This window comes from Pseudomonas sp. ABFPK (genome assembly GCF_001586765.1).
Classification (GTDB): domain Bacteria; phylum Pseudomonadota; class Gammaproteobacteria; order Pseudomonadales; family Pseudomonadaceae; genus Aquipseudomonas; species Aquipseudomonas asiatica.
Genome location: NZ_LQXW01000001.1, coordinates 391,123 through 406,880, shown reverse-complemented (window position 1 = coordinate 406,880; position 15,758 = coordinate 391,123). Strand labels below are relative to the sequence as shown.

Sequence of the window (15,758 nt, the reverse complement as noted above, 5' to 3'; positions counted from 1 at the left end):
CCAGCACGGGCACCACATGGCTTACTGAATCTGCTCCGGCGTCACGATCACCCAGTTCTTGTCCGCCGTCACCGGCAGCCCTTCCTTGGCCTGCGCCGCTGCATTCCTGGCAATCATCCCGTTCATCTGGTCCATGTACTTGGCCTTGCGATTTATCCACAGGTGGATGCCACCTTTGCCCACATCCACCCCATGAAACTGCATGTAGCCATCGCTGGTCGGTGTGTCGCCCCCCACGAGTACCGGTTTCTTCCACTCATCGATATAGGTGAGGATCGCCGCCTGCTTGCCCGCCATCCAGGTGGCCGGAGTCCACAGGTACGGGGTCAGCTCCAGCCCCAGGTTGGCCTTGGCATCATAGTGCCCGGCGCTGATCTGCTTGCGTGCGGTGGTCAACTGGCCGCTGGCACGGTCCTTCAGCAACAGGCTGACGCCAATCACGTTCTGCGGCTTCACGTTGTAGCCGTACTTGGGGTCCGACGCGACCATGCGCACCAGTTCCTCTGATGCCGCGGAAATCACATAGACCTCGATACCGTTCTCCATGAGCTTGTTGTACAGCTCAGCCTGGCCCTGGAAGACCTTGGGGGGCTGTACCTCGATGGTCTTGACCTGATCGCCTTCGTAATAGGTGCTGGGGATCGGCTTGCCGGAGGCCATCAGCTCATCCACCTGCACTTTCAGCTCCTGTAGGGTAAAGCCGGAGAACACCTGGGCCACCCACGGGTAGCAGACCATGTCATCGACTTCGCACAGCCGGTAGTAGTAACTGAACAGGCTTTCCTTATGTTCGGCGGTGTCCTTGAACGGCATCAGCTTCAACGACGGGTCGAGCTTGTCACGGCTCAACAGGCCCTTGTTTTCCATGAAAGGCAGCAAGGCCTCTTCAAGATCGTAGCGGTAGCTGGTGTTGTCCATGTCGAACACCGCGTAGTTACCCTTGTTGGCATTGGCGGCGATCATGCTGTCGAGCTGCCTGGCCGCCTCGGCGGGCCAGTGTTTGAGCTCGGTGGCGAAGGTTTCGATACTGAACAACAGGGACAGGCCGACGGCGACGGCTTTCGGAGCAAACTTCATGTACGAATCTCCTGAAATGACCCAGAAACGCTAGTGCAACACCCTCCGCTGGCAGCCCTCGATAACGACCTCCATGCAGCTGCAAACGCCGCGTTCATTGCAATCCGCGACACATCGTTATTCCATAAACGACTATACACATTCCATTTGGGTATAAATTCGTTTGTTTTCAGGCTGTTAGCATTTCCGTTCGCAATCGCTCACAGGGGCGATGCCTCTTCTGCTTTTTTCTGCTGGAGCTTCAATGAACCTGCCGCTGTCCCTTAACCTGCTGGCGTTCCTGGCCCTGTTGCTGGGCCTGGCACAAACCCGCCGCACCGACTGGAGCCTGGCCAAGAAGGTATTGCTGGGCCTGGTGCTGGGCGTGGTGTTCGGCCTGATCCTGCATACCGTCTATGGCGCTGGTCACCCTGTGCTCAAGGCCACCATCGCCTGGCTCGACCTGGTCGGCAACGGCTACGTCGGCTTGCTGCAGATGATCGTCATGCCGCTGATCTTCGCCTCGATCCTCAGTGCCGTGGCGCGCCTGCACAATGCCTCGTCGTTGGGCCGCATCAGTGTACTGAGCATCGGCACCCTTCTGCTGACCACCGCCATCGCTGCGTTGATCGGCATCGTCCTGACCAACCTGTTCGGCCTCAGCGCCGAAGGCCTGGTGGCCGGCGCCCAGGAAAGCGCGCGCATGCAGGTTATCCACAGCGACTACGCCGGCAAGGTCGCCGACCTCAACATCCCGCAACTGCTGCTGTCGTTCATCCCCAGCAACCCGGTAGGTGACCTGGCACGGGCCAAACCGACCTCGATCATCAGCGTGGTGATCTTTGCCGTGTTCCTGGGCCTGGCCGCGCTGCAGCTGATCAAGGACGATGCCGAGAAAGGCGAGCGCGCACTGTCGGCCATCGACACCCTGCAGGCCTGGGTGATGCGCCTGGTGCGGGTGGTAATGAAGTTGACCCCGTATGGCGTACTGGCGCTGATGACCAAGGTGGTGGCCAGCTCGAACATGGAAGACATCCTCAAGCTGGGCAGCTTCGTGGTGGTGTCGTACCTGGGCCTGGCGCTGATGTTCGTGGTGCACGGCATTATCCTCGCCGCCACCGGCGTGAGCCCGCTGCGCTTCTTCCGCAAGGTGTGGCCGGTGCTGACCTTCGCCTTCACCAGCCGCTCCAGCGCCGCCAGCATTCCGCTGAACATCGAAGCGCAAACCCGCCGCCTGGGCGTACCGCAGTCGATTGCCAGCTTCAGCGCATCGTTCGGTACCACCATTGGCCAGAACGGCTGCGCCGGCCTCTATCCCGCCATGTTGGCGGTGATGGTGGCGCCGGCGGTGGGCATCGATACCTTCGACCCGCTGTGGATCGCCACCCTGGTGGCCATCGTCACCCTGAGTTCGGCAGGTGTTGCCGGCGTAGGTGGCGGTGCAACTTTCGCCGCACTGATCGTGCTGCCGGCCATGGGCTTGCCGGTGGAGCTGGTGGCGTTGCTGATTTCGGTGGAGCCGCTGATCGACATGGGCCGAACGGCGTTGAACGTGAACGGTTCGATGACCGCAGGGGTGGTGACCAGCCAACTGCTGAAAGAGACCGACAAGGATGTGCTGGCTGGCGATGAACATGCCGAGCTAAGTCATTCCTGACAGATTGCCGGGGGCGCGTTGCGCCCCTGTCGCGACACAAGCCCGCTCCTACAATGGTCCCGCGTACGCCGATCAATGTGGGAGCGGCCTTGCCGGGGCGCCGGACCGGTCGGAAAGGGCTGCAAGGCAGCCCCGGCAATCTCAAACCTTGTCCCAGACCTCGAAATGATACCCAGGCTTGCCTTCCTCAGCCTGCGCCTCGCTCGATACCCGCTTCCACTGCCCCCGATCGAACTCAGGGAACCACGCATCCCCTTCCGGCGACAACTCGACCCGCGTCAGGTACATGCGGCTGACCAGCCCTTTCTCCAGCGCCTGCCCATACAGCTGCGCCCCGCCAATCAGCATAAGCTCATCAACGCCCTGCTCACGCGCCCACTGCTCGGCCCGCACCAGCGCCTCTTCCAGCGAGCCAAACACCTCGGCCCCCGCCAGTTCCAACCCGGCCTGCCGGCTGACGACGATATTCAACCGCCCGGGCAATGGCCTGCCCAGCGAGTCCCAGGTCTTGCGCCCCATGATGATCGGCTTGCCCAGGGTAGTGGCCTTGAAGTACTTGAAGTCCCCCGGCAGATGCCAGGGCATGGAGTTGTCGATGCCGATCACGCGGTTCTCGGCGTGAGCCGCGATCAGGCTGAGGGGGAGTGATGTATTCATGCCAGCGAGGATAGCACCGGGCGTGTGGGTTATGCTTCTGCCCTGACCTGTGCAATGGAAGACCTTGTGACTGCACCCACTTCACTGGACAAGCGCTGGCTCACCGAAGCGGTACGCCTGCGCGAGGAACATGCCGGCCCCCTGGAGGACCAGGAAGCCAACCGCCGCGCCCGCCAGGCAGGCGGTGACCTGGCGGCCCGCATCGAAACCCGTGCCCTGTTCCTGGCCGAACGCGACGGCATCACCACCGCCCTGCGCCACTGGAAACAGGGCGCACGCCTGGCGCTGCTGGCCTTGCTGGTGCTGGCCGTGCTCAGCGGCGCAGGGTTGGCCCTGGCCGCCTTGAGCGACGGGCAGCGCCCGGTGAATGTGTTCTGGGCCCTCGGCAGCCTGCTCGGGCTGAACCTGCTGATGCTGCTGGGCTGGGCCATCGGCTTTGCCCTGAGCGGCGAGCATGGCGCGGGGCTGGGCCGTTTGTGGCTGTGGCTGAGCGAACGCTTTGCCCGTGACGCCAAGGCCGCGCACCTGGCACCGGCGCTGCTGGTGCTGCTGCAACGTCAGCGCCTGAACCGCTGGCTGCTCGGCCTGCTGGTGCATGGCCTGTGGCTGCTGGCGATGATCACCGCACTGGGCATGCTGCTGGCCTTGCTGGCGACCCGGCGCTATGGCTTTGTCTGGGAGACCACCCTGCTCGCCGCCGACCCGTTCATCCACCTGACCCAGGCCTTGGGCGCGCTGCCTTCGTTGCTGGGTTTCACGGTACCCGACGAGGCCATGATCCGCGCCAGCGGCGACAGCCAGCCGGCCCTGGACCTGGCGCGCCAGGCCTGGGCCAGCTGGCTGCTTGGCGTGGTGCTGGTGTACGGCCTGCTGCCGCGTCTGCTGCTGGCCGGGCTGTGTCTGTGGCGCTGGCTTCAAGGCCGCCAACGCCTGGCGCTGGACCTCAGCCTGCCCGGCTACGCGCAGCTGCGTGAAGCGCTGATGCCGCGCAGCGAACGCATTGGCGTCCAGGATGCCGCGCCCGAGGTCTTGCCGCAGTTTGCCGCTGGCCAGCTGGAAAGCGGCAGCAGCGGTGCCCTGCTGGTCGGCCTGGAGCTGGACGACCAGCATCCCTGGCCACCCGCGCTGCCAAAAAGCGTAACCAGTGCCGGCGTTCTCGATAGCCGCGAATCGCGTAACCGCCTGCTGGAACAGCTCAGCCGTTTCCCGCCAGCACGCCTGGCCATCGCTTGCGACCCGCGCCGCTCTCCCGATCGTGGCAGCCTGGCGTTGCTCGCCGAACTGGCACGCAACGCCGGTGCCACCCGTATATGGCTACTGCAGGCCGTACCGGGCGAGGCCCTGGACGCCCAGCGTCTGGGCGACTGGCACGAAGCCCTCGACCGCCTTGGCCTGGCGCATGCCGATACCTCACCGCTGACCTGGCTGGAGCATGGCCATGACTGAGCCGCTGAAACTGGCCGTGGTCGGCCACACCAACGTCGGCAAGACCTCGCTGCTGCGCACCCTGACCCGTGACGTCGGCTTTGGCGAAGTTTCCCACCGCCCCAGCACCACCCGCCATGTGGAAGGTGCGCGGCTGTCCGTGGACGGCGAACCCTTGCTCGAGTTGTATGACACCCCTGGCCTGGAAGACGCCATTGCCCTGCTCGACTATCTCGAACGCCTGGAGCGCCCGGGCGAGCGCCTGGACGGCCCGGCCCGCCTCGAGCGCTTTCTGCAAGGCAGCGAGGCACGCCAGCGTTTCGAGCAGGAGGCCAAGGTGCTACGCCAGCTGCTGGCCAGCAATGCCGGCTTGTATGTGATCGACGCCCGCGAACCAGTGCTGGCCAAATACCGCGACGAACTGGAAGTGCTGGCCAGCTGCGGCAAGCCGCTGCTACCGGTGCTCAATTTCGTCGCCAGCCACCAGCACCGCGAGCCGCAATGGCGTGAAGCCCTTGCCAGGCTTGGGCTTCACGCGTTGGTGCGGTTCGACAGCGTGGCCCCGCCAGAGGATGGCGAGCGCCGGTTGTACGAAAGCCTGGCCCTGCTGCTGGAAGACGCCCGCCCGGCCCTGCAGCGGCTGATCGACGACCAGCAGGCACAGCGCCTGGCACGCCGCCACAGCGGCAAGCGCCTGATTGCCGAGCTGCTGCTGGACTGCGCCGCCTGCCGGCGCAGCGTCGAGGCCGAGCCGGCTGCCGAAGCCCGGGCCATCGAGGCATTGCGGCAAGAGGTGCGCCAGCGCGAACAGCGCTGTGTCGAGGCACTGCTCAAGCTGTATGCCTTCCGCCGCGAGGACGCCCATGCCAGCGACCTGCCGTTACTGGATGGCCGTTGGGGCGATGACCTGTTCAATCCCGAAACCTTGAAGCTGCTGGGCGTGCGTTTGGGCAGCGGTGTGGCCGCCGGTGCTGCGGCGGGTGCCGGGGTGGACCTGCTGGTCGGCGGCCTGACACTGGGGGCTGCCGCCCTGGCCGGGGCAATTGCCGGCGGCGCGCTGCAGACGGCGCGCAACTATGGGTCGCGGCTGATGGGTAAGCTCAAGGGCAAGCGCGAGCTGACGGTGGACGATACGGTGTTGCGCTTGTTGGCTTTGCGTCAGCAGCAGTTGATGGTGGCGCTGGAAAACCGCGGGCATGCGGCGCAGGACAGCATTCGGCTGGGGGAGCTGGATGAGAAGGCCTGGCGGGAGGGCAAGTTGCCGGAGGCGCTGAGCAAGGCGCGGGCGCATCCGCAGTGGTCCACCCTCAACCCTGGGGCGAAGCTGAACCAGGCTGAGCGGCAGGAACAGCTGGAGGCGCTGGTTTCACAGTTTTGATCAAGCAGGTCTGGCCTCTTCGCGGGTAAACCCGCTCCCACAGGTATCTCACATTCGTTGAGATGTGCACTATTCCTGTGGGAGCGGGTTCACCCGCGAATAGGCCCGCACAGGCAGCCCACATCTCAAAGTAATGCCAAAGCCTTCCGCTTCAACCCATCCAGGTCAATCACCGCCACCCCGACCACTTTGGCCCGCTCATCCCACTCCCTCATCCGCAAGCTCACCTCGAACAGCGGATCCCGCTCGAACACATCCGCCTCGTCCTCGCTCATCACGCCCCCCTGATACTCCAAGGTCCGCCGGCTCGCTTCACTCAACCTCTGGTAATACCCAGGCTGGCGCAAAGTCAGGTAGCGCTTGGCCTCCACGTGATACTGCACCAGCCGCGCCATGCGTTCGCCGAAGCCACAGCGGCGTAAATACTCAGCGCCGATGCGCTCATGGCTGACCACGCCATAGCCGCCCATGCTGGCGTCACCGCCGCACAGGTGGCCGATGTCGTGGAAGAACGCCGCCAGCACCACTTCGTCGTCGAAGCCTTCGGCCATAGCCAGTTGCGCGGCCTGGGACATGTGTTCGAGCTGGGTGATCGCTTCGCCGATGTAGTCGTCACTGCCGTGGCGTTCGTACAGCGCGAAGGTGCTGTCAATGATCTGGGCTGGGGTTGGCATCACCGTCTTCTCCTGGCTTGACTGGGTGGTGGCCTCTTCGCAGCACAAGGCTGCTCCTACAGGTTGTCGCCGCCCCGTAGGAGCAGCCTTGTGCTGCGAAGAGGCCGGTGCAGGTTACTGCTGAGCCACCTTCTCCGACGTGCCGTCATAGCGCTTGCGCCACTCGGCCAGGATCTGGTCACGGTTCTTCGAGGCCCAGGCAAAGTCGTTCTTGATCAGGCGCTGTTCATAGTCCGCCGGCAGTTCGGTCTGCGGCTTGGCAATACCCGGGGCAGCCAGCACGGCGAAGTTCTCCTTGTACAGCTCCATGGCCGCCGGGCTTGCAGAGAAATCAGCCAGGCGCCTGGCCGCATCCGCTTTTGGCGAACCTTTGATCACCGCAGTCGCCTCGATCTCCCAGCCCAGGCCTTCCTTCGGCAGCACGATGTCCAGCGGCGCGCCCTGGCGCTTGAGCTGCACGGCCGGGTACTCGAACGAGATACCGATCGGGAATTCACCCGCTGCGGCAAGCTTGCACGGCTTGGAACCGGAATGAACGTACTGGCCGATGTTCTGGTGCAGCGCATCCATGTACGCCCAACCCTGTGGCTCGCCAAAGGTCTGCAGCCAGGCACTGACATCCAGGAAGCCGGTGCCGGACGAGGCCGGGTTCGGCATGACGATCTTGCCTTTGTACTCGGGCTTGGTCAGGTCCTGCCAGCTCACCGGCTTGCTCAGGCCCTGCTTCTCGGCCTCGATGGTATTGAAGCAGATGGTCGCGGCCCACACGTCCATACCGACCCAGGCTGGCGGGTTGGCAGCATCGCGGTAATTGGCGGCAATCTTGCCCAGGTCCTTCGGTGCGTAGGCTTCGAGCATGCCGTTCTGGTCGAGGATAGCCAGGCTGGAAGCAGCCAGGCCCCACACTGCGTCGGCTTGCGGGCGGTCTTTCTCGGCCAGCAGCTTGGCGGTGATGATGCCGGTAGAGTCACGAACCCACTTGATCTCGATGTCCGGGTTGGCCTTCTCGAACGCCTGCTTGTAGCTCTTCAGCTGTTCGGCTTCCAGGGCGGTGTAGACCGTCAGCTGGGTGCCAGCGGCCGAAGCCTGCAGGCTGAAAACGGCGGAAACGGCAGCGGCAAGTGCAAGGTGCTTGTACATGGGTAGGTTCCTTACAGGTCAGACGGTCGCGGCGCGTTGGCGCCAGGCTTGGGAGCGGCGCAGCAGGCCGCGTGAGGCTGCGGCCAGCAGCAGTGAAGCGCCGGCACTGGTCAGCAGGATCAGGGTGGACATGGCGGCGGCACCACCGACGTTGCCGGCGTCATCCATGTTCAGCACGGCGACGGCAGCCAGGATGGTGTCGGGGCTGTACAGGAAGATTGCCGCCGACACGGTGGTCATCGCCGAGACGAACAGGTAGCGGATGATGTCCAGCAGCGCCGGCAGGCAGATCGGCACGGTCACCCGCAGGAAGTGCCTGTACAGCGGCGCCTTCAGCGACAGCGCGGCGGCCTCGAACTCGCCGTCGAGCTGGCGCAGGGCGGTGGTCGCGGTCATCTGCGCGGTGGTCAGGTAGTGGGCGATGGTGCACACCACCAGCAGCCCCATGCCGCCGTAGAACACATGCAGCGGGTTGCCGTTCAGGTTGAAGAAGAATACGTAGCCCAGGCCCAGCACCAGGCCCGGCACGGCCATGGGGATGAAGCTGAGCAGGCGCAGCGCCTGGTTGAGCAGGCGTTGGCCCTGGGTCTTCTCCATCAGGTAGGCGCCGGTGAAGATCACGATGCTGCCGATCAGCGCGGTGCCGATGGCCATGGTCACGCTGTTGCGGTAGGCCAGCCAGCCACCACCGGCGGTGTCCTCGAACATGTAGTGACGCAGCGACAACGACAGGTTGTAGGGCCAGAACGTGACCAGCGACGAATACACCGCCATGCCGATCACCAACAGCAATGCCGCGCACACCAGCAGCACGATCGCCAGGAAGCAGGCATCACGGCCGCGCGACGGCTTGGGCTCGAACACCTGGGCACGGCCGCTCATGGCCTCGCCCTGGCGCCGGCGCAGCCAGGCATCGACGGTAAAGCTGAACAGCGCCGGCAACAGCAGCACCATGCCGATCAACGCGCCGCGGCCGAACTGCTGCTGGCCGACCACCGCCTTGTAGGCTTCCAGCGCCAGCACCTGATAGTCGCCGCCGACCACGACCGGTACACCGAAGTCGGTGATGGTCAGAGTGAACACCAGGCAGAACGCTGCGAATACTGCCTGGCGCGTGGCCGGCCAAGTGATGCTGGTGAACGCTCGCCAAGGGCCGGCACCCATGCTGGACGCTGCGTCGAACAGGCGTGCATCGGCCAGCGATAGCGCCGACAGCAGGATCATCAGGGCATGCGGGAAGGTGTAGATGGCCTCGCCTAGCACAATGCCCCAGAAGCCATAGATGTTGTCGCTGAGCAACCCGCGTAGCAGCCCCTGGTTACCGAACAGGTAGACCAGGGCGATGGCCGGCAGCATCGACGGCGCCAGCAGCGGCAGCAGCGAAATCCCCCGCCACAGGCCTTTGCCCGGAATCAGCGTGCGTTGCAGGGCATAGGCGAACAGGTAGGCCAGCGGCACCACGATGGCTGCCACCGTGAAGGCCACCGACAAGCTGTTGCCCAGCAACCAGTGGAAGTTTTTAACTGGCGAACAGCTCGCGGGCCGCCAGCGGGCCACCACCCTGGCCCGCTTCAGCGCTGAAGCCGCGCCAGAAGATCGCCAGCAGCGGCATCAGCACCGCCAGCACCAGAAGGATCAGCAGCAGGCTCTTGCCGCCGACGACGAACAACCGGTCGCCCAGGGCGACGCCAGCGCGCGGCGTGGCCTTGGCCTGGCTCAGCGGCAGGGACATTGGCGCGGCCATCTCAGGCAAACACCTGCAGGCTCTGCGGCGGCAGCGCCACCCAGATGTCCTGCGAGCCCAGCCGCGGCATGGCCTCGGGGGCCAGCTCCGCCAGCAGTGCATGGCCAGGCAGCGCCTTGAGCTCGAAGCTCATGCGGCAGCGGTTACCGAGGAAGGTGATTTCACGGACCATGGCCGGGAACAGGTTTTCTTCGTGCACCGCAGGGTTGACCGTGATCGCCTCCGGGCGGCAGAACAGCCGTCCGCTACTGGGTCGGGCCGAACCTGGTGCCAGACGCATGTTCATGCCACCGACCTGGGCATGGCTGTCACTGCTGCGCTGGAACGGCAACCAGTTGCCCTGGCCGACGAACTCGGCAACGAACGGCGTGGCCGGCTGGTCGTAGATTTCCTGCGGGGTGGCGTATTGCTCGACCTGGCCGTTGTTCATCACCGCAATGCGGTCGGCCATCAGCATGGCCTCCTCCTGGTTGTGGGTGACCATCAGCGTGGTGATACCCAGCTGGCGCTGCAGCTGGCGCAGCTCGGTGCACAAGTGCTCACGCACCCGGGCATCCAGCGCCGACATCGGCTCGTCCAGCAGCAGCAACGACGGCGACGGTGCCAGCGCGCGGGCCAGGGCCACACGCTGCTGCTGGCCACCGGAAAGCTGACCGGGGTATTTCTTCTCGCTGCCGGCCAGGCCCACCAGTTCGAGCATTTCGGCCACTCGCTGGCGGGCCTGCTCGCGGCCGCTGCCAGTCAGGCCATAGGCGATGTTGGCTTCGACGGTAAGGTTGGGGAACAGCGCGTAGGACTGGAACAGGATGCCGTAGTCACGTGCCTGGGGTGGCAGCTCGGAGATATCGCGCTCGCCGATGTACAACGTACCGCGGTCCTGGCGCTCCAGGCCGGCGATGCAGCGCAGCAAGGTGGTCTTGCCGCAGCCGGACGGACCGAGCAGGCACACCAGTTCGCCGGCGGCGATGTCCAGCGAGACATCATTCAGCGCCGTGAAGGCGCCGAAGCGCTTGTGGATATTGCGCACTTTCATCTGTGCGCCGGGGGTGGTGTGGTTCATGGCAGGGCCTCATCGAAGAGATGGGGGCCATGCTAGGAAGGCTGTGCGAAGGTTCTGTGGCTTTAGGGCAAAAGCCGGTGATAGTGGTATAGGCAGATTTTGTAGTGGTCTTCGCGGCCCTCTTCGCGGGTAAACCCGCTCCCACAGGAATCTCGCCGCATCTGAAGGCTGTGCAGTACCTGTGGGAGCGGGTTTACCCGCGAAGAAGCCAACACGGGTCTAGAACTATGAACCGGCCACTTCCTGCGCCACCCCAAGGAAGGCCGCCGGCAACCGCGCCTGCCGCCGCTCCTTCAGGCAATACAGGTACTCATGCATCACCGGCGCGTTCTCCAGCGCCAGCACCCGCAACTCAGGGTTGTGCGGCACCTCGTGCCGGGCAATCACGCTGATGCCGATATTGCGCAGCACCGCCTCACGGATAGACTCGCGGCTGCCAATCTCCAGCAAGGCGCCGGCCTTCACCCCGGCCTCCTGCATCATCTGCTCGGTCAGCTTGCGTGTGGTCGAGCCCTTCTCGCGCATCAGCAGGCAATGCCCGGCCACCACGTCAATGGACACCGCCTGGCGGTGTGCCAACGGGTGGTTGCGGTGCACCGCCACCACCAACGGGTCGGTCCCCAGCACCCGCCGCACCAGCCGAGCATCTTCCAGCAGTTGCGACGAAGCGGCGATATCCACCCGGTAGTCCTCGAGCATCTCCAGCACCTGCTGCGAGTTGCCGATTTCCACCGCCACTTCCACCTGCGGGAGGCGTTCGCGGTAGATCTTCACCAGGTCGAGGATGTAGTAAGGCGCCGTGGCCGCGATGCGCAGGCTGCCCTGTGCCTGGCCGCTGTTGCGCAGCTCGAACTCGATGTCGGCCTCCTGCTGCAGCAGTGCCTTGACCATCGGCAGCAGGCGCACGCCCTCCTCGCTCAGCACCAGGCGCCGCCCGCCGCGGTAGAACAGCTCGACCGCGTACTGGCTCTCCAGGTTGCGAATCTGCGTGGTCACCGTGGGCTGGCTGAGGCCGAGCTTCTTCGCCGCCAGGGTGATGCTGCCCAGGCGGGCCACCATGTAGAAGGCTTTAAGCTCCGAACTCAGCATGCACGTCCTCTATTTGCGCAACAGGCGCAAGCCGTTGAACACCACCAGCAGGCTCACGCCCATGTCGGCAAACACCGCCATCCACATGGTGGCCATGCCGGCAAAGGTGATCGCCAGGAATATCGCCTTGATGCCCAACGCCAGAACGATGTTCTGCATGAGGATCGCCGCACTTTGGCGCGACAGCCTGACGAAGGCCGGGATTTTCCGCAAGTCGTCGTCCATCAGCGCCACATCGGCGGTCTCGATGGCAGTGTCGGTACCGGCCGCCGCCATGGCAAAACCGATCTCGGCACGAGCCAGCGCCGGGGCGTCGTTGATGCCATCACCGACCATGCCCACCCGATGGCCCTGGGCGTACAGGGTTTCGATGCTCTTGAGCTTGTCGGCAGGCAGCAGGTTGCCTTCGGCACGGTCGATACCCACCACGGTGGCGATGGCCTGGGCGGTATGCGGATTGTCACCGGTCAGCATGACAGTCTTGATGCCCAGTTCGTGCAGCTCGGCGATGGCCTGGCGACTGCTTTCCTTGACCGTGTCGGCCACCGCGAACAGCGCCAACGGGCCGGAGCGGTCGAGCAGCAGCACCACGGTCTTGCCCTGGCGCTCCAGCGCATCCAGCTGGGCCTCGAGCTCGGGCGAGCACAGCCCCAGCTCCTCGACCAGACGGTGGTTACCCAAGTGGTAAACCTCACCCGCGATGGTACCGCGCACACCGCGCCCGGCCAGGGCGGCGAAGTCATCAACCTCGCTCAAGGCCAGGCCTTGCTCCTTGCCGAAATGGGCAATGGCGCGGGAGACCGGGTGGTCGGAACGCTCGCCCAGGCTGGCGGCCAGGGCTTGCGCGCGGCCTTCGAACAGCGGCTCCAGTATCTTGGCATCGGTTTGCACCGGCTTGCCGTGGGTGATGGTGCCGGTCTTGTCCAGGGCCAGAAAGTCCAGCTGGCGCCCGCCTTCCAGGTACACGCCACCCTTGATCAGGATGCCCTTGCGCGCGGCAGCGGCCAGGCCGCTGACGATGGTCACCGGGGTCGAGATCACCAGGGCACACGGGCAGGCCACCACCAGCAGCACCAAGGCGCGATAGACCCAGTCGAACCAGGCACCGGCCATGAACAGCGGCGGTATCACCGCAACGGCCAGGGCAATGGCAAACACCACTGGGGTGTAGATGCGCGAGAAGCGGTCGACGAAACGCTGGGTAGGCGCCCGCGCGCCTTGCGCTTCCTCGACGGCCTTGATGATCCGCGCCAGGGTCGATTGCCCGGCAGCGGCGGTAACGCGGAACTCCAGCGCCCCTGCCTGGTTGATGGTGCCGGCGAACAACTTGTCGCCCACGGTCTTCTCCACAGGCAGGCTTTCGCCGGTGATCGGCGCCTGATCGACGGTGGATTGCCCGCTGGTCACTTCACCGTCCAGGCCAATGCGTTCGCCGGGGCGCACCCGCACCAGGGCCCCGATGGCCACCTCCCGCACCTCCACTTCCCGCCATTGGCCATCGGCCTGGCGCACGGTGGCCATGTCCGGGGCGAGCTGCATCAGGCCGCCAATGGCGTTGCGCGCGCGGTCCAGCGAGCGGGCTTCGATCAGCTCGGCGACGGTGAACAGCACCATCACCATGGCCGCTTCCGGCCACTGGCCAATCAGCACCGCGCCAGTCACGGCAATGCTCATCAGCGCGTTGATGTTGAGGTTGCGGTTTTTCAGGGCGATCCAGCCCTTCTTGTAGGTACCCAGGCCACAGCCGAGGATCGCTGCCAGCGCCAGCGCCGCCACCACCCACTCCGGGGCCAGCGCGGCAAAGTGCACGATTTCGGCGGCGATCGCGGCAATACCGGACAGCGCCAGCGGCCACCAGCGGGTCTTGGCCACTTGCGGTGCGCTGGCAGTGCCATCGTCTTCGGCGCCAAGCGGCTCGGCTTTCATGCCCAGGCTGTCGATGGCCTGCTCGATTTCAGCAGTGCCACCCAGGGTGTGGCGCACGCCGAGCACACGGTTGATCAGGTTGAACTCCAGCTGCTCGATACCGGCCAGCTTGCCCAGCTTGTCCTGGATCAGGGTCTGCTCGGTAGGGCAGTCCATGGCCTCGATGCGGAAACGGCTGAACTGGGCGTGGCTGCTGGCCTTTTCGCTCAGCTGGACCAAGGCTGGCGTAGCAGCGCTGCCACAGCAGCTGTGGGCGTGGTGATCGTGCTTGTGTTCGTGGCTGACAGGCTGGTTCATGGGGTCATCCTTAATTTGAGCCTGTTGCCAAGTGAACACCCTGTAGCCACTATAGGGTCAAGACACTTGCTGGAGAATTTCGTGATGAAGATCGGAGAACTGGCCAAAGCCACCGACTGCGCCGTGGAAACCATCCGCTACTACGAGCGTGAACAGCTGCTGCCGGAGCCGGCGCGCAGCGACGGCAACTACCGGCTGTACACCCAGGCCCACGTCGAGCGGCTGACGTTCATCCGCAACTGCCGCACCCTGGACATGACCCTGGATGAAATCCGCAGCCTGCTACGCCTGCGCGACAGCCCCGATGATTCGTGCGGCAGCGTCAATGCGCTGATCGACGAGCATATCGAGCATGTGCAGGCACGGATCGATGGTCTGGTGGCGTTGCAGGAACAGCTGGTGGAGCTGCGGCGGCGCTGCAATGCACAAGGGGCGGAGTGTGCGATCTTGCAGCAACTGGAGACGAACGGGGCGGTATCGGTGCCGGAAACCGAGCATTCGCATGTAGGGCGAAGCCACGGGCATTAAGCCAAAAGCTTCGCGGGTAAACCCGCTCCCACAGGTACTGCACAGGCCTGAGCTTTGTGCGGTCCCTGTGGGAGCGGGTTTACCCGCGAAGAGGCCGGTACAGGCAATAGAGATCTGTCACACCGCCATCGGCGCCGTCATCGGCGCATGGTGCTCATACCCTTCCAGCCAGAAATCGCTAGGCTCGATCTTCTCCAGCCACTCCGGCTCGTACTTCCCTGTGTCGGCAAACGCCGGCACGCGGTCGCTGATCACCAGCTTCGGCGCCTCCAGCGGCTCACGCTTGAGCTGCTCGTTGAGCATGTCCAGGTGGTTCTCATACACATGGGCATCGCCGATGAAGTAGGTGAACCAGCGCGGGGTGTAGCCGGTCAGGCGGCCGAACAGCGACAGCAGCGCCGCGCCTTCGGTGAGGTTGAACGGCGTACCCAGGCCCAGGTCGTTCGAGCGGATGTAGAGGGTCAGGGAGATTTCCCTGGTCTCAACGTTCGGGTGGAACTGGTACAGCAGGTGGCACGGCGGCAAGGCCATTTCGTCCAGCTGCGCGCAGTTCCAGCCGTGGAACAGGATACGGCGGCTGCCCGGGTCATTGGCGATGGTGTCCAGGCACTGGCGCACCTGGTCGATGGCCTTGTACAGGATGACGAACGCGACGCCGTCCTCCTCGTCCTGGGCGATGCGGCGGAAGCCCGCCTTCTCGGCCATTTCGATGGCCGCCGGGTTGCTCAGCGGGATGCGCTTGTAGCCCGGCCACTGGCGCCATTGCACGCCGTAGATCTCGCCCAGGTCGTCATGGCCCTGGCGGAACGGGTTGGCCAGCCACTGGGCGTTCTCGTTGGCGTTCTGGTCCCAGACCTTGCAGCCCAGTTCGCGGAATTCACCGGCGTTCTTGACGCCACGCAGGAAACCGACCATTTCGCCGATCGCCGACTTGAACGCCAGTTTGCGCGTGGTAATGGCCGGGAAGCCCTTCTGCAAGTCGAAACGCAGCATGGCGCCCGGCAGGCTGATGGTGCGGATGCCGGTGCGGTTGCCCTGCAGCGTGCCGTTGTCGATGACGTCGCGGACCAGGTCCAGATACTGTTTCATGGCTTACCTGTAGCAAAAACGGCAGGGGGATCGCCCCT

12 protein-coding genes and 1 pseudogene are annotated in these 15,758 nt (G+C 64.7%); 4 read left to right on the top strand and 9 right to left on the bottom strand.

Going from position 1 to position 15,758, the window contains the following annotated elements:
* Positions 1 to 21: 21 nt before the first annotated feature.
* Positions 22 to 1,077 (bottom strand): phosphorylcholine phosphatase, encoded by a 1,056-nt coding sequence (locus tag WM94_RS01875; protein ID WP_061550301.1) that lies wholly within the window; start codon positions 1,075 to 1,077, stop codon positions 22 to 24.
* 244 nt (positions 1,078 to 1,321) lie between these two features.
* Here WM94_RS01875 and WM94_RS01870 point away from each other — a divergent pair, with 244 nt between their 5' ends.
* A complete protein-coding gene (locus tag WM94_RS01870; protein ID WP_015272173.1) occupies positions 1,322 to 2,713 on the top strand; it encodes an L-cystine transporter in 1,392 nt (463 codons plus the stop codon).
* Between the two features lie 141 nt (positions 2,714 to 2,854).
* Here the strand turns inward: WM94_RS01870 and WM94_RS01865 are convergent, their stop codons facing one another.
* Entirely contained in the window at positions 2,855 to 3,370 is a 516-nt protein-coding gene (locus WM94_RS01865) for a dihydrofolate reductase (protein ID WP_039612552.1), read from the bottom strand.
* 54 nt (positions 3,371 to 3,424) lie between these two features.
* Here WM94_RS01865 and WM94_RS01860 point away from each other — a divergent pair, with 54 nt between their 5' ends.
* Positions 3,425 to 4,816: a DUF2868 domain-containing protein gene (locus WM94_RS01860; protein ID WP_061550300.1), complete on the top strand. Its 1,392-nt coding sequence runs from the start codon at positions 3,425 to 3,427 to the stop codon at positions 4,814 to 4,816.
* Positions 4,809 to 6,173: a GTPase/DUF3482 domain-containing protein gene (locus tag WM94_RS01855; protein WP_061550299.1), complete on the top strand. Its 1,365-nt coding sequence runs from the start codon at positions 4,809 to 4,811 to the stop codon at positions 6,171 to 6,173. The genes WM94_RS01860 and WM94_RS01855 overlap by 8 nt, the downstream gene beginning before the upstream one ends.
* Before the next feature lie 125 nt (positions 6,174 to 6,298).
* Here WM94_RS01855 and WM94_RS01850 read toward each other — a convergent pair whose 3' ends face one another.
* The 6 genes and pseudogenes from WM94_RS01850 to WM94_RS01825 all read right to left on the bottom strand — a co-directional run bounded on the left by WM94_RS01850 (position 6,299) and on the right by WM94_RS01825 (position 14,103).
* Positions 6,299 to 6,847: a phosphonate degradation HD-domain oxygenase gene (locus WM94_RS01850; RefSeq protein ID WP_024087867.1), complete on the bottom strand. Its 549-nt coding sequence runs from the start codon at positions 6,845 to 6,847 to the stop codon at positions 6,299 to 6,301.
* Positions 6,848 to 6,961: 114 nt separating this feature from the next.
* Positions 6,962 to 7,987: a putative 2-aminoethylphosphonate ABC transporter substrate-binding protein gene (locus tag WM94_RS01845; protein ID WP_061550298.1), complete on the bottom strand. Its 1,026-nt coding sequence runs from the start codon at positions 7,985 to 7,987 to the stop codon at positions 6,962 to 6,964.
* A gap of 18 nt (positions 7,988 to 8,005) precedes the next feature.
* Positions 8,006 to 9,731: pseudogene (locus tag WM94_RS01840) on the bottom strand (putative 2-aminoethylphosphonate ABC transporter permease subunit).
* Position 9,732: 1 nt separating this feature from the next.
* Positions 9,733 to 10,791 carry a putative 2-aminoethylphosphonate ABC transporter ATP-binding protein gene (locus tag WM94_RS01835; protein WP_061550297.1) on the bottom strand — a complete coding sequence of 353 codons (1,059 nt, stop codon included), beginning with the start codon at positions 10,789 to 10,791 and terminating at the stop codon, positions 9,733 to 9,735.
* A 225-nt stretch (positions 10,792 to 11,016) separates the two neighbouring features.
* Positions 11,017 to 11,880 (bottom strand): LysR family transcriptional regulator, encoded by an 864-nt coding sequence (locus tag WM94_RS01830; RefSeq protein WP_013974661.1) that lies wholly within the window; start codon positions 11,878 to 11,880, stop codon positions 11,017 to 11,019.
* Positions 11,881 to 11,889: 9 nt separating this feature from the next.
* Positions 11,890 to 14,103, bottom strand: a complete 2,214-nt coding sequence (locus tag WM94_RS01825) for a heavy metal translocating P-type ATPase (RefSeq protein WP_061550296.1) — start codon at positions 14,101 to 14,103, stop codon at positions 11,890 to 11,892.
* Positions 14,104 to 14,187: 84 nt separating this feature from the next.
* Between WM94_RS01825 and cadR the strand changes: the two genes are divergently transcribed.
* Complete coding sequence (gene cadR, locus WM94_RS01820) at positions 14,188 to 14,631, top strand: cadmium resistance transcriptional regulator CadR (protein ID WP_015272183.1); 444 nt, start codon at positions 14,188 to 14,190, stop codon at positions 14,629 to 14,631.
* Between the two features lie 117 nt (positions 14,632 to 14,748).
* Here the strand turns inward: cadR and WM94_RS01815 are convergent, their stop codons facing one another.
* Positions 14,749 to 15,720, bottom strand: coding sequence for a thymidylate synthase (locus tag WM94_RS01815; RefSeq protein WP_061550295.1), 972 nt, complete (start codon positions 15,718 to 15,720; stop codon positions 14,749 to 14,751).
* Between the last annotated feature and the right edge of the window lie 38 nt (positions 15,721 to 15,758).